At 73.3% G+C, this 13,426-nt stretch carries 14 protein-coding genes and 1 riboswitch; of the genes, 9 read left to right on the forward strand and 5 right to left on the reverse strand.

The genetic code is table 11. From position 1 onward, the window contains the following. The first annotated feature begins 76 nt into the window (after positions 1-76). From IRY44_RS29130 to IRY44_RS31120, 4 genes are all read left to right on the forward strand, one after another. Positions 77-664, forward strand: coding sequence for a MerR family transcriptional regulator (locus tag IRY44_RS29130; protein WP_194803354.1), 588 nt, complete (start codon positions 77-79; stop codon positions 662-664). Between the two features lie 436 nt (positions 665-1,100). Next, positions 1,101-1,490 (forward strand): group 1 truncated hemoglobin, encoded by a 390-nt coding sequence (locus IRY44_RS29135; RefSeq protein WP_194803355.1) that lies wholly within the window; start codon positions 1,101-1,103, stop codon positions 1,488-1,490. A 2-nt stretch (positions 1,491-1,492) separates the two neighbouring features. Next, the gene (locus tag IRY44_RS29140; protein ID WP_194803356.1) at positions 1,493-2,668 is read left to right on the forward strand and encodes a globin domain-containing protein; all 1,176 of its coding nucleotides are present in this window, start codon (positions 1,493-1,495) and stop codon (positions 2,666-2,668) included. A gap of 55 nt (positions 2,669-2,723) precedes the next feature. Continuing rightward, a complete protein-coding gene (locus IRY44_RS31120) occupies positions 2,724-3,401 on the forward strand; it encodes a DivIVA domain-containing protein (RefSeq protein WP_194803357.1) in 678 nt (225 codons plus the stop codon). Between the two features lie 50 nt (positions 3,402-3,451). On the opposite strand, the gene IRY44_RS29150 is transcribed toward IRY44_RS31120, so the two are convergent. Further along, positions 3,452-4,108: an SDR family oxidoreductase gene (locus IRY44_RS29150; RefSeq protein WP_194803358.1), complete on the reverse strand. Its 657-nt coding sequence runs from the start codon at positions 4,106-4,108 to the stop codon at positions 3,452-3,454. A gap of 166 nt (positions 4,109-4,274) precedes the next feature. Between IRY44_RS29150 and IRY44_RS29155 the strand changes: the two genes are divergently transcribed. Further along, positions 4,275-5,117: an NAD-dependent protein deacetylase gene (locus IRY44_RS29155; RefSeq protein ID WP_194803359.1), complete on the forward strand. Its 843-nt coding sequence runs from the start codon at positions 4,275-4,277 to the stop codon at positions 5,115-5,117. A gap of 56 nt (positions 5,118-5,173) precedes the next feature. Next, a riboswitch (glycine riboswitch) is annotated at positions 5,174-5,264 on the forward strand. Positions 5,265-5,337: 73 nt separating this feature from the next. Further along, complete coding sequence (gcvP, locus tag IRY44_RS29160) at positions 5,338-8,160, forward strand: aminomethyl-transferring glycine dehydrogenase (RefSeq protein ID WP_194803360.1); 2,823 nt, start codon at positions 5,338-5,340, stop codon at positions 8,158-8,160. Positions 8,161-8,254: 94 nt separating this feature from the next. Here gcvP and IRY44_RS29165 read toward each other — a convergent pair whose 3' ends face one another. After that, positions 8,255-8,455 carry a DUF5999 family protein gene (locus tag IRY44_RS29165; protein WP_013286363.1) on the reverse strand — a complete coding sequence of 67 codons (201 nt, stop codon included), beginning with the start codon at positions 8,453-8,455 and terminating at the stop codon, positions 8,255-8,257. A 123-nt stretch (positions 8,456-8,578) separates the two neighbouring features. Between IRY44_RS29165 and IRY44_RS29170 the strand changes: the two genes are divergently transcribed. Further along, positions 8,579-9,772 (forward strand): chorismate-binding protein, encoded by a 1,194-nt coding sequence (locus IRY44_RS29170; RefSeq protein ID WP_194803361.1) that lies wholly within the window; start codon positions 8,579-8,581, stop codon positions 9,770-9,772. Positions 9,773-9,815: 43 nt separating this feature from the next. On the opposite strand, the gene pip is transcribed toward IRY44_RS29170, so the two are convergent. Continuing rightward, positions 9,816-10,781, reverse strand: a complete 966-nt coding sequence (pip, locus tag IRY44_RS29175; protein WP_194803362.1) for a prolyl aminopeptidase — start codon at positions 10,779-10,781, stop codon at positions 9,816-9,818. A gap of 48 nt (positions 10,782-10,829) precedes the next feature. Between pip and IRY44_RS29180 the strand changes: the two genes are divergently transcribed. Both IRY44_RS29180 and def read left to right on the forward strand, forming a co-directional pair. After that, positions 10,830-11,327 (forward strand): MarR family winged helix-turn-helix transcriptional regulator, encoded by a 498-nt coding sequence (locus tag IRY44_RS29180; RefSeq protein ID WP_194803363.1) that lies wholly within the window; start codon positions 10,830-10,832, stop codon positions 11,325-11,327. Between the two features lie 21 nt (positions 11,328-11,348). Further along, on the forward strand, positions 11,349-11,858 hold the full coding sequence (gene def, locus IRY44_RS29185; protein ID WP_194803364.1) for a peptide deformylase: 510 nt from the start codon (positions 11,349-11,351) through the stop codon (positions 11,856-11,858). Here def and IRY44_RS29190 read toward each other — a convergent pair. Further along, entirely contained in the window at positions 11,838-12,641 is an 804-nt protein-coding gene (locus IRY44_RS29190) for a GNAT family N-acetyltransferase (protein ID WP_194803365.1), read from the reverse strand. The two genes, def and IRY44_RS29190, sit on opposite strands and share 21 nt — an antisense overlap. Then, the gene (locus IRY44_RS29195) at positions 12,626-13,399 is read right to left on the reverse strand and encodes a TSUP family transporter (RefSeq protein ID WP_194803366.1); all 774 of its coding nucleotides are present in this window, start codon (positions 13,397-13,399) and stop codon (positions 12,626-12,628) included. The genes IRY44_RS29190 and IRY44_RS29195 overlap by 16 nt, the downstream gene beginning before the upstream one ends. Positions 13,400-13,426: the final 27 nt, after the last annotated feature.

Consider the following 13,426-nt stretch of genomic DNA (forward strand, 5'->3'; position numbering starts at 1 on the left):
TTAGGGTTGCCGTGTCGAGTGGTGCGCGTACGGGGAATCGACGCGGCACCGCCACGGGCGCGGGGAGGTTGGTCCGATGCACGAGCCGCGGGATCCTGGTCCGGGTGTGGAACAGCAGGCGGGTGTGGGGCTCGATCCGGCTGGTGACGGCGAGGTCGGCTACCGGGGTGTGACCGCGTGTTCGGCGGTGGGGATCAGTTACCGGCAGCTCGACTACTGGGCGCGTACGGCGCTGGTGGTGCCGAGTGTGCGTGACGCGTCGGGTTCGGGGACGTCGCGGTTGTACTCGTTCCGCGACCTGGTGGTGTTGAAGGTCGTGAAGCGGCTGCTGGACGCCGGGGTGTCGTTGCAGAACATCCGTAAGGCGATCGAGGCGTTGAGGTCGCGTGGGGTGGACGATCTGGCGGGCATCACGTTGATCTCCGACGGGACGACTGTGTACGAGTGCCGGTCGCCGGAGGAGGTGGTCGACCTGTTGCAGGGCGGCCAGGGCGTGTTCGGCATCGCGATCGGTGGTGCGTTCAAGGAGATCCAGGGTTCGTTGTCGCATCTGCCGGCGGAGCCGGTGGGTGGGCAGGAGCCGGCCGTGCCGGCGGCGGAGCCGGAGTCGGACTCGGTGGGTGACGAGCTGGCGGCGCGGCGGGCGCGGCGCCGGGCCGGGTGACCTGCGTCGCGTCTCGGTGACGGGATCGCGCCGCGCCCGAAAAGGGTGTGGCGCGATTCGTGTTTTGGTGACGGGGTGTGGTCCTTTCTGGCGTGCCGGGGCGGGTGGACGGCGCGGGCCGGGGCGGGTGTGAGTCGTCGCAGGTCACGGCCCGTGCGTGCGGGATGTCCGAAAAGGACGGTGTGTCGTCCACGTTGACGTTGCGTGTCCGCCTGGCTGCGGTGCGTCCATCGATTGGCGCGGTGTCGTTCACTGTCCGTGATTGACAGTTCTCGGGATCGGCACAGGGTGGTCGTGAAGTGTGCCAGCGGGCGCGCTATGGTCCGTTCCGGTCGTCGGCGTGTCGACGTCACGGTGGAACGCTGTGTGACGCCCGCGCCGGACGGCGAGCCCCTGCCGCGGCGCTGCCCGCGGACCCCTGGTGGAAGGACCGAGCATGACGGTGACGAGCGAGACCACCCCGATCTCCCACTACGAGCGCATCGGCGGCGCGGCCGCGGTGAAGGCCGCGGTGGAGCTGTTCTACGACAAGGTGCTGGCCGATCCGGATCTGGCGGGCTACTTCGCCGACGTGGACATGGTGGAGCAGCGGCGGCACCTGGCGCTCATGCTGGCGGTGGTGCTCGGCGGCCCCAACGAGTACGCGGGCCGTGGGCTGGACGAGGCGCACCAGCCGCTGAACATCACCGGTGAGCACTACGCGAAGGTCGGTGAGCACCTGACCGCGACGCTGGTGGAGCTGGGTGTGCCGGCGGACGTGATCGCCGATGTGCAGGTCGTGCTCGGGCAGGTGCGGGAGCAGGTCGTGTCGGCGGGGGACGCCTGAGCGTGGACGTCGCACGGCTCAAGCAGAGCTGGTCCCTGGTCGCCGCGCACGGCGACCAGGTGCCGCTCTACTTCTATTCGACGCTGTTCCTGGCGCATCCGGAGACCCGGCAGATGTTCCCCACGAACATGGCCGGGCAGCGGGACCGTCTGGTGGCCGCGCTGGGGCATGTGGTGTCCCACGTGGACCAGGTGGACCGGCTGGTCGGGTTCCTGCGGGACCTCGGCGCGGATCACCGGAAGTTCGCGGTGCGCGCCGAGCACTACCCGGCGGTCGGTGAGGCGCTGCTGGCGACGTTGCGGCACTTCTGCGGCGACGCGTGGACCGAGGAGCTGGCCGCCGACTGGGCCGCCGCGTACGGGCTGGTGGCGCAGGTGATGACCGAGGGCGCGCAGGCCGCGGAGTCGAAGTCGCCGCCGTGGTGGGTGGCGGAGGTGCTGACACACGAGCAGCGCACGTTCGACGTGGCGGTGCTGACCGTACGTCCGCAGTATCTGCTGCCGTTCACGCCCGGCCAGTCGATCGGGGTGTCGCATCCGGCGGTGCGGTCGTGGCGGTACTACTCGCCGGCGAACGCGCCCCGTCCGGACGGCACGGTGGAGTTGCACGTGCGGGCCGCGCCGGGTGGTGTGGTGTCGTCGCGTCTGGTCTACGGGTGCGCGGCCGGTGACCAGATCCACCTGGCGTCGCCGGTGGGTGACCGGTTGACGTTGTGGCAGGCCGGGGCGTCGGATCTGTTGCTGCTGGCCGGTGGTACCGGCTGGGCGCCGGTGAAGGCGCTGGTGGAGCAGGTCGCGGCGGAGGGTTCGGGGCGGCGGGTGGACCTGTACGTGGGTGCCCGGTCGCGGACGGAGTTCTACGACAGCGAGGCGATCGACAAGCTGGCGGCGACGCATCCGTGGCTGCGGGTGTCGTACGTGGCCGGTGCGGATCCGGCCCGGCCGGGTGAGTCGGTGCGTATCGCCGACCGGGCGCTGGCCGACGGGGACTGGCGGTCGCGGCACTTGTACGTGTGCGGCTCGGACGAGATGGTGGGTCATTCGGTGGCGGCGTTGACCGGCGCCGGGTTCCAGCCGGGTCAGGTGCATCACGAGGGTTACGGCAAGCACTGGTACGGCCCGGCGTGGCGGACGATGACCGGCGCGGACGGGCCGGGAACGACGGAGGTGAGCCGGTGAGCGCGAGGAGTGAGCCGGTGTTGCGAGCCCCGCAGTCGCGAACGGAGGTGTGCCGGTGAGCGCGGGTCCGATCAGCAGTTACGACGCGCAGCAGGTGTCCGGTCCGGTGCAGGTGCGGTTGACCTCGGACCGGGTGCGGCGGTGGGAGTTCGGGTCGGCGGCGTTCACCCGCCGCGGCTACGACCAGACCGATGTGGACCGCTTCCGGTTGCAGGTGGCCGACGAGCTGGATCTGCTGGCGGCGCAGGTGGCGAACCTGCGGGCGGAGAACGAGCGGCTCAACGATCATCTGGAGCTGCACCGGCACGGGGTGATCCCGAGCACGGAGGCGGCGGGGGCGCCGACGGCGAAGGAGGTCAACCTGTTGTCGGCGGCGCAGCGGGAGGCCGAGCAGATCATCGCGCAGGCCCACGACTACGCGCGCCGGGTCGCCGAGTACGCCCGTACCCAGTATGAGAGTTACATGCGGGCGGCGGCGGAGGAGGCGAAGCGGGAGGCCGAGCGGGCGGTGACGGAGTACCGCAGCGCGGCCGGGAGCGGCTTCGACGACTCGGTGGCGACGCGTGAGGCGTTGCGGATCTTCGGCGAGATGATGATCTCGCACATGCAGGCGGCGGCCCGGCACCTCGACGACGGCAGTGAGCAGTTGTCGCGCACGATGGAGCGGATCGCCCGGGAGTTGCCGCAGGGCGGGGGAGCGCCGCAGCCGGCGTTGTCGCGGCACCAGCGTTGAGCGGTGTCCCGGCCCGCGCGTGATCGCGGGCCGGGACGCGCGGGCGGGTGTCAGGCGGTGACGGCGGTGATCGCGTCGGCGATGGGGGTGTCTCCGCCGACGAGTTCCAGGGTGTGCCCGGCGGTGGCGGGGGCGTACAGCAGGGCGAGCAGGACCCGGGCCACGTCGGCGCGGCTGATCGCGCCGGCTTCGACGTGCCGGGCCAGGGTGATCCGGCCTTCGGGTTCGTCGTCGGTGAGGCGGCCGGGCCGCAGCACCGTCACGTCGAGGTCCCGGGCGGTGACGTCGTCCTCGGCGGCCTTCTTGGCCCGCAGGTACGCCGCCCACACGTCGTCGGTGCCCTCGGACGGCGCGGCGTCCACGCCCATGGAGGAGACCAGCAGGTAGCGGCGTACGCCAGCGCGGGTGGCGGCGTCGGCGAGGAGCACGGCGGCGCCCCGGTCGACGGTGTCCTTGCGGCCGGCGCCGCTGCCGGGTCCGGCGCCGGCGGCGAACACGACAGCGTCGGCGCCGGCCAGGTGGGCGGCGAGGGTGCCGGCGTCGGTGTGTTCCAGGTCGCACACGACTGGTTCGGCGCCGGCGGCGCGCAGCGCGGCGGCGTGGTCGGGGTTGCGGATCAGCCCGAGCGCGGTGTCTCCGCGTCCGGCCAGTTCCCGCTCCAGCAGCTTGGCGATCTTTCCGTGCCCTCCGGCGATGACGACGCGCATGGGCTCAACCTAGCCCGGACCCGGCGGCCCCGCCGGGTGACCGGCCTCGTCGATCATGAGGTTGGCGGTGCGACACGCCGGGCCGGACCACCGCCAACTTCATGATCGACGGCATCGGTCGGGTGAGCGGGTGGGAGGTGCGGGGCCGGCGAGGGACGATGGACGGGTGAGTGAGGCGTTCGAGGAACTGGCGCGGCTGGTGACGGCCGGGGACGTGGTGGTGCTCAGCGGTGCGGGCCTGTCCACCGAGTCGGGCATCCCGGACTACCGGGGGCCCAGCGGCGCGGCGCGCGGGCACACCCCGATGACGTACCAGGAGTTCACCCGGGATCCGCTGGCCCGGCGGCGGTACTGGGCGCGCAGCCATCTGGGCTGGCGGACCATCGCCCGGGCGGCGCCCAACGACGGGCACCGGGCGGTGGCGCGGCTGCAGGCGGCCGGGCTGCTCGGCGGGATCATCACGCAGAACGTCGACGGGCTGCACACCGCCGCCGGCGCCACCGGCGTGATCGAGCTGCACGGCCGCCTCGACGAGGTGACGTGCCTGGACTGCGGCAACGCCACCGGCCGCGACGAGCTGCACCGGCGCCTGTCGGAGGCGAATCCGGGTTTCGACGCCCGGGTGGCGCGTGTCAACCCCGACGGTGACGTGGACCTGCCCGACGAGGCGGTGACCGGGTTCCGCACCGTCGACTGCGCGCTGTGCGGCACCGGCACGCTGAAACCGGACGTGGTGTTCTTCGGCGAGACGGTCCCCGCGCCGCGTGTCGCGGACTGTTTCGCGCTGGTCGAGCGGGCCCGGGCGCTGCTGGTGCTCGGGTCGTCGTTGACGGTGATGTCGGGCCGGCGGTTCGTGCTGCGGGCGGCCCGCCACGGCATCCCGGTGGCGATCGTCAACCAGGGCGTCACCCGCGGCGACCCCTACGCGGCGCTGCGTTTGGACGCGCCGCTGGGCGCCACCCTGTGCGCGCTGGCCGACCGGGTGGCGGCGGCTCCGGCGCCGGTGTGACCAACCCCGGGACATGAGCCGGAAACACGCCCGCTGGTAGCGTTGGGGGTGCCGGTACCACCCACGTGGGAGAGACCGTCGACCCGACGGCGCCGAAGGGGCAGATTCTCCCCGGAACCTCTCAGGCAAAAGGACCACGTGGGCAGGCGCTGTGGAGCGCGTCAGCGCGACTCAGGGGGAGGCCGACCCGTCGACCTCGCCCCACCAAGGAGCGCAGCGCATGACCGCAGAGCAGTTCGCCGACCGGCACATCGGTCCCGGCCGCGACGACGAACGCCGGATGCTGGACACCGTCGGTTACGGCTCCGTCGACGAGCTGATGGACGCGGCGATCCCCGAGGTGATCCGCTGGCACGGCACCCTCGACCTGCCCGCCCCGGCCGGTGAGCGGGAGGCCATCGCCGAGCTGCGTGCCCTCGCGTCGCGCAACACCGTCGCCGTGTCCATGATCGGCCTCGGGTACCACGGCACGCACACCCCGGCGGTGATCCGCCGCAACGTGCTGGAGAACCCCGCCTGGTACACCGCGTACACGCCGTACCAGCCGGAGATCAGCCAGGGCCGGCTGGAGGCGCTGCTGAACTTCCAAAGCATGGTGTCCGGCCTCACTGCGCTACCAGTCGCGAACGCGTCGATGCTCGACGAGGGCACCGCCGCGGCCGAGGCGATGACGCTCGCCCGCCGCGCGTCCAAGAGCAAGAGCCCGGTGTACGTGGTCGACGCCGACGCGTTGCCGCAGACCGTCGCGGTGATCGCCAGCCGCGCCGAGCCGCTCGGCATCGAGGTGCGCGTGGTCGACGTGGAGCGCGACGACCTGCCGGCGGAGTTCTTCGGCCTGCACCTGCAGTACCCGGGCGCGTCCGGGGCGGTCCGCGACCACCGTGCGCTGGTCGACGCGGCGCACGGCGTGGGCGCGCTGGTGACCGTGGCGGCGGACCTGCTGGCGTTGACGCTGCTGCGCCCGCCGGGCGAGATCGGCGCCGACATCGCCGCCGGCACCACACAGCGCTTCGGCGTACCGATGGGCTTCGGCGGTCCGCACGCCGGTTACCTGGCGGTGCGCTCGGGCCTGGAGCGGATGCTGCCGGGCCGGCTGGTCGGGGTGTCCCGCGACGCCGACGGCAACCCGGCGTACCGGCTGGCGTTGCAGACCCGCGAGCAGCACATCCGCCGGGAGAAGGCCACCAGCAACATCTGCACCGCCCAGGTGCTCCTCGCGGTGATGGCCGGCATGTACGCCGTCTACCACGGCCCGGACGGGCTGCGCGCCATCGCCCGGCGTACCCACGAGGCGGCGGCTCGGCTCGCGGCCGGGCTGCGCGCCGGGGGCGTGCGGGTCGCGGACGTCGCGTTCTTCGACACCGTCACCGCGACCGTGCCGGGCCGGGCCGCGCAGGTGGTCGCCGCCGCCGCCGAGCGCAACGTGAACCTGCGGCTGGTCGACGCCGACCGGGTCGGCATCTCCTGCGACGAGACCACCACGCCCGCGCACCTCGCCGCGGTGTGGGCGGCGTTCGGCGTCGACGGGTTCGACGGGGAGGTGGACGCGGCCCTGCCCGACGGGCTGGCCCGCACGTCGGACTTCCTCACCCACCCGGTGTTCCACAGCCACCACTCGGAGACGGCGATGCTGCGCTACCTGCGCCGCCTGGCCGACTTCGACTACGCGCTGGACCGCGGCATGATCCCGCTGGGTTCGTGCACGATGAAGCTCAACGCCACCACCGAGATGGAACCGATCACCTGGCCGGAGTTCGCGCACCTGCACCCGTTCGCGCCGGACGCGCAGACCGCCGGGTACCGGGAGCTGATCGCGCAGCTGGAGGGCTGGCTGGCCGAGGTCACCGGCTACGACGCGGTCAGCGTGCAACCCAACGCCGGATCGCAGGGCGAGCTGGCCGGGCTGCTGGCGATCCGCGGCTACCACCGGGAGCGCGGCGAGGCCCACCGGGACGTGTGCCTGATCCCGTCGTCGGCGCACGGCACCAACGCCGCGTCCGCCGTCATGGCCGGCATGCGGGTCGTGGTGGTCGGCTGCGACGCCGACGGCAACGTCGACCTGGTCGACCTCGACGCGAAGATCGACAAGCACCGGGACGCGCTCGCCGCGATCATGGTGACGTACCCGTCGACGCACGGCGTGTACGAGACCGGCATCGCCCAGCTGTGCGCGAGGGTCCACGACGCGGGCGGTCAGGTGTACGTCGACGGCGCGAACCTCAACGCGCTTGTCGGGTTCGCCAAGCCGGGCCGGTTCGGGGCGGACGTGTCGCACCTGAACCTGCACAAGACGTTCTGCATTCCGCACGGCGGCGGTGGCCCCGGCGTCGGGCCGGTGGCGGTGCGTTCGCACCTGGCGCCGTTCCTGCCCGGTGACCCGCTCGGTGCGCGCGCCGACCGGCGGCCGGCGATCTCGGCGGCCAACCACGGGTCGGCGGGGATCCTGCCGATCCCGTGGGCGTACCTGCGGATGATGGGCGCCGACGGGCTGGCCCGCGCCACCGGCGTGGCGGTCCTGGCGGCGAACTACGTGGCGGCGCGGCTGCGCAACCACTTCCCGGTGCTGTACGCCGGCAACAAGGGCCTGGTCGCGCACGAGTGCATCCTGGATCTGCGTCCGCTGACCAAGGCCACCGGCGTGAGCGTCGACGACGTGGCGAAGCGGCTGATCGACTACGGCTTCCACGCGCCGACGATGTCGTTCCCGGTGGCCGGGACGCTGATGGTGGAGCCGACCGAGAGCGAGGACCTGACCGAGCTGGACCGCTTCTGCGACGCGATGATCGCGATCCGGGCGGAGATCGACAAGGTCGGCTCGGGGGAGTGGCCGGCGGGGGACAACCCGCTGTCAAACGCGCCGCACACGGCGGCGATGGTGTCGGCCGACGAGTGGCCGCACCCGTACCCGCGGTCGGTGGGCGCCTACCCGGCGGGTGTGGACCGGGCGGGCCGGTACTGGCCTCCGGTGCGGCGCATCGACGGCGCGTACGGCGACCGGAACCTGGTCTGCTCGTGCCCCGCGCCGGAGGCGTTCGAGGACTGAGCGGCTGACGCCGGGGCGGTGGGCTGTCGCCGCCCCGGCCGGTGCGCGCGCCGGTCATGACCGGCGCGTACGCTCACTGACGCTGCGTGATCGCTCAGGCGACGAGGGCGTGGCGGGCCGGACCCCGGTGCGGGGCGATGGTGCGCCCGTCGGGGAGCAGCTCACCGGTGTCCTCGAAGACGATGACACCGTTGCAGAGCAGGCTCCAGCCCTGCTCAGGGAAGCAGGCGAGGACGCGGGCGGCCTCTCGGTCGGTTGCGTCGGCGGAGGGGCAGGTGGGCTGGTGCTGACACATCGGGTTCTCCGGACTGTGGGGGCACTGTGTCATGGTTCACATGACCAGTGACGCACAGTACCAAGGAAAACTGAGCGGCAACGAGCAAGGATGCGTCTTGTTCACCCAGAATGGGCTGAACGGATGACCCGTAACGGCCCGGACGTCGTGGAAGCGCTCCCACAGGTGGAGGTCGATGCACCCGGCGCGCCGCCCGGATGTCGCCGCTGGCTCGTCGAGACCGCCCGGCTGCACTGGTCGATCGGCGACGGCGGCGACCCCGCCGACCTGGCACAACGCTTCCTCGCCGCACACGGCATCGACCGCAGCGACCTCGCCCGGCCCGGCCGGCACGACCCCGGCGCCGCGGTGTGCGGCGCCGCGCTGTATTTGTCCGCCGCCGCCGGCGCGTACGCCATCGGCGTGTCGCCCGGCGCGCCGAGTCCCGCGCCGGCGCTGCCCGACCTGGTCGTGGTCGTCTACCACCACACCGACCGCCCGGCGGCACCCCGGCCACCGGCCCCGGCACCGTGGCGGCTCGGGCCCTGGCGCGACAGCTGGACCAAGGCCGCGCACGCCGACGCCGTCGGCGCGGTCCGCGCCGCCATCGCCCGCGGCGACGTCTACCAGGTCAACATCGTCGGCCACGCCGCCGCCGGCTACACCGGCGACCCGCGCCCCGCGCTGGCCCGCCTCGCCGCGCTGCCCGGCGCCCGCTACGGCGGCACCCTGCACGGCCCCGGCTGGACGCTCGGCTGCGCCTCCCCGGAGACCCTCATCGCCGTCGAGCACGGCCGGCTGGTCACCCGCCCCATCAAGGGCACCCGCCCCGCCACCCCCGCCGGACGCCGCGACCTGCTCGCCTCGGCCAAGGAACGCGCCGAACACGTCATGATCGTCGACCTGGAACGCAACGACCTGGCCCGCGTCGCCCGCACCGGGTCGGTGCGCGTCGACGAGCTGTTCGCCGTACGCCGCTGGTGTGACCTGTGGCAGGCGGAGTCCACGGTGTCGGCGGCGCCCGCCGACGGCCTCGGCCTGGCCGACCTGCTGCGCGCCGTCTGCCCCGGCGGCTCGGTCACCGGCGCACCCAAACACGCCGCCCTGGCGCAGGTCGCCGCGCTGGAGCCGGTCGGTCGCGGCGCGAGCATGGGCGCGCTCGGCTGGGTCGGACCCGACTGCCTCGACCTGGGCCTGACCATCCGCACCGCCGCCGCCGACGGGAACCTGCTGCACCTGTGGGCCGGGGGAGGCATCACCTGGGACAGCGACCCCGCCGCCGAGGTCGCCGAGGCCGCCGCCAAGGCCGCCCCGATCCGCGCCCTGCTCGCCGGCTGACAGGCTGTCCGCCGCCCCGGCTGCCCGGCCCCGGGCGGCGGCTCTAGCCGTCGGCGGGGCTCCGGCCGGCGGCGAACGCGTCCAGGGCGGCGACGACCCGCTCGCCGATACCGTGCCCGCCACCGTGCCCGCCGGACTCCACGATCTCCAGCCGAGCGTCCGGCCAGCCCTGGGTCAGCTGCCAGGCGATGTCCGGCGGGCCGCTGACGTCCAGCCGCCCCTGCACCAGCACCCCCGGAATGCCGGCCAGCCGGCCCGCGTCGCGCAGCACCTGCCCATCCGGCTGGAAACCCCGGTTCGCGAAGTAGTGCGTCACCAGCCGGGCGAACCCGTACCGGAACACCGGGTCGGCGAACCGGGGACTCGGCGCGTACCCGCCGGCGAGGGACACGTGCACGTCCTCCCAGCCGCACCAGTCCCGCGCCGCCTTGTCCCGCACCGCCGGGTCCGGGTCGTTCACCAGCCGCGCGTACGCCGCCGACAGGTCACCGTCACGGTCGGCCTCCGGCACCCCGTCACGGAACCGCGCCCACTCCTGCGGGAACACCCGCCCCATGTCCCGGGTCACCCACTCGATCTCCCGGTTCGTGTTGGCGACCACGCTGAACAGCACCAGCGCGCTCACCCGACCCGGGTGCCGCTGCGCGTACGCCAGGGCAAGGGACGACCCCCACGACGCGCCGCACAGCAGCCACCTGTCGATCCCCAGGTGCGCCCGCAGCGCCTCCATGTCGGCCAGCAGATGCCCGGTGGTGTTCACCGACAGGTCGGTGGACGGATCCGACGCCGGGGGAGTGCTGCGCCCGCAGCCACGCTGGTCGAACAGCACGATCCGGTACGCGGCCGGGTCGAACAGCCGCCGCCAGGACGCGCCCGCGCCCGAACCCGGCCCGCCGTGCACCACCAGCGCCGGCCGGCCGTCCGGATTACCGCACGTCTCCCAGTACACGCGCTGCCCGTCCCCGGCGTCCAGCATGCCGTGGGCGTACGGCTCGATCGGTGGATACATCAGTGGCCTCCCCGGAGCAGATACAACAGCGCTGTTACATTAGTGGACGTGACCGCCCCCGACCGCGACGCCCTCGGCACCCTGCTGCGCCACGTCCTGGACGTCCTCGACGGCGACGTCGCCGCCGTCCACCAGCGGCTCGGCCTCACCGACTACCGGCCCCGCTACTCGCCGGCCGTCCGCGCGCTCGTCGCCGACGGCCCGCTGTCCATCCGTGACCTCGCCGCCCGCGTCGGCGTCACCCACTCCGCCGCCAGCCAGACCGTCGCCCAGATGCGCCGCGCCGGCCTCGTCGACCTGAGCCCCGGCGCCGACGCCCGCCACCGCATCGTCACCCTGACCGACCGCGCCCGCGCCCTGCTGCCGGCCGTCGAAGCCGAATGGGCCGCCACCACCGCCGCCGTACGCCACCTCGACACCGAACTGCCGGTACCACTCGCCGACGAGCTGCACGCGGTCCTCGCCGCCCTGCGCCGCCGGCCCCTGCGCGACCGCATCGCCGACACCGGGCTGCTGGACACCCCACCGGACACCCGCGAACGGTAAGCAACGGATAGCCTTCCGGACATGACTATGCGCCCGATCCGGATCATCGGCGACCCCGTGCTGCGCACCCCCAGCGAACCCGTCACCAGCTTCGACGCCGAACTGCGCGCCCTCGTCACCGACCTCATGGACACGCTGCTCGGCGCACCCGGCCGCGCCGGCGTCGCCGCACCCCAGATCGGCGTCAACGCCCAGGTGTTCGTCTACGACGCCGACGGCCACCGCGGCCACATGGTCAACCCCACCCTGGAGGTGTCCGACGAACTCCAGGACGACGAGGAAGGCTGCCTGTCCATCCCCGGCCTGTACTTCCCGACCCCCCGCGCCATGCACGCCACCGCACACGGCTACGACCAGCACGGCGAACCGCTCACCGTCACCGGCAGCGGCTTCCTCGCCCGCGCCCTGCAACACGAGACCGACCACCTGCGCGGCCGCCTCTACGTCGACACGCTGCGCGGCGACACCCGCCGCCGCGCCCTGCGCGAGATCCGCGCCGGCCGGTTCGACTCACCCAGCCGCGGCCGCTGACGTCAACGCGCACTCGGTGAACCCGGCCACCCGGGAGAACCCCAGCCGCTCGTACAGCCGCACCGCCGCCGCGTTGTCCGTCCGCACGTTCAACGTCACGTGATCCACCGACGCGCGCAGCCGGGCGCACAACGCCGCCACCACACCCGCACCCAGACCCCGCCCCCGCACGTCCGGATGCGTCGTCACGTTCCCCAGCGCCGCCACCCGCCACCGCGGCGAGAACACGTGCACCCCCGCCACCGCCACCAGCCGGCCACGCTCCCGAACCCCCACGTACTGGCCCGTCTCCAGCATCCGCGGATCGAACCAGTTCCCCGGATACGCCACCGCGTACAACCCGGCCAGCTCCGCCGCGTCCGCCGGCCCCAACGGCTCACCCACCGCCGGCACCGCCGCCAGCCGGCCCGGATCCGTCAACGCCATCCGGTGATGCGCCGCCGCCTCCGACACCACGAACCAGCGCGACACCACCGCCTCCAGACCGGGGGACAGGTGCGCCCACATCCGCGCCGGCAACACCGGCGCCGCCTCCGCCACCAGCGCGGCGAGATCCGCCACCCGATCCGGCGCCGCGAACGCCAGCAACGTCGGCAGCTCGACCCCGTGATACAGCAACACCACCTGGTCGCCACGCCGGAACCACGACGTGTACGGCCAGAAGAAATCGTCCAGATCACCCAACTGGTACGCGTGCAACACCGGATCCCGGCCCAGCAGACCCGCCAGCACCGCCCGGTCGTGCTCCGCCCGCACCGCCACCGCGATCAGCCCGCCATCCACTGGTCGTAACCCAGCCGGGCCACCAGCGCCAGCACCACCACCAGCAGCACCACCCGCACGAACCCGGCACCCCGCCGCAACGCCATCCGCGCGCCCACCGCCGCCCCCACCACGTTGCACACCGCCATCGCCGCACCCAACGCCCACCACACGTGCCCGGTCAACCCGAACACCACGAGCGCACCCAGATTCGTGCCCGCGTTCACCACCTTCGCCATCGCCGAGGCGTGCACGAAATCCGAACCCAGAATCGCCGTGAACGCCAGCACCAGGAACGTCCCCGTACCCGGCCCGATCAACCCGTCGTAGAGGGCGATGCCCACACCGGCCACCGCCACCGCCACCACCACCCGCCGAGGGGTCCGTCGCTGCGGCGACGCCACCACACCCAGCGACGGCCGCGCCAGAACGAACACCGCCACCGCCACCAGCACCACGAGCACCACCGGCCGGTACGCGCTACCCGGCACCGCACCCGCCAACGCCGCACCCAGCCCCGCCGTCAGCACCGCCAACCCGGCCGCCGGACCCGCCACCGCCCAGTCCAGCTTCGTCCGCCGCGCATACGTCACCGCCGCCGTCGACGTACCGAAGATCGCCGCCAGCTTGTTCGTGCCCAACGCCGTCGCCACCGGCACACCCGGCGCCGCCACCAGCAACGCCGGCAACAGCAACAGACCACCGCCACCCACCACCGCGTCCACCCACCCGGCCAGCAGGGCAGCAGTCAGCAACGTCGTCAACGACAGCGCATCCACCGCCGCATTCTGCCCACGCCACCACCA

The organism is Micromonospora sp. ANENR4 (genome assembly GCF_015354395.1).
Lineage (GTDB): Bacteria > Actinomycetota > Actinomycetes > Mycobacteriales > Micromonosporaceae > Micromonospora > Micromonospora aurantiaca.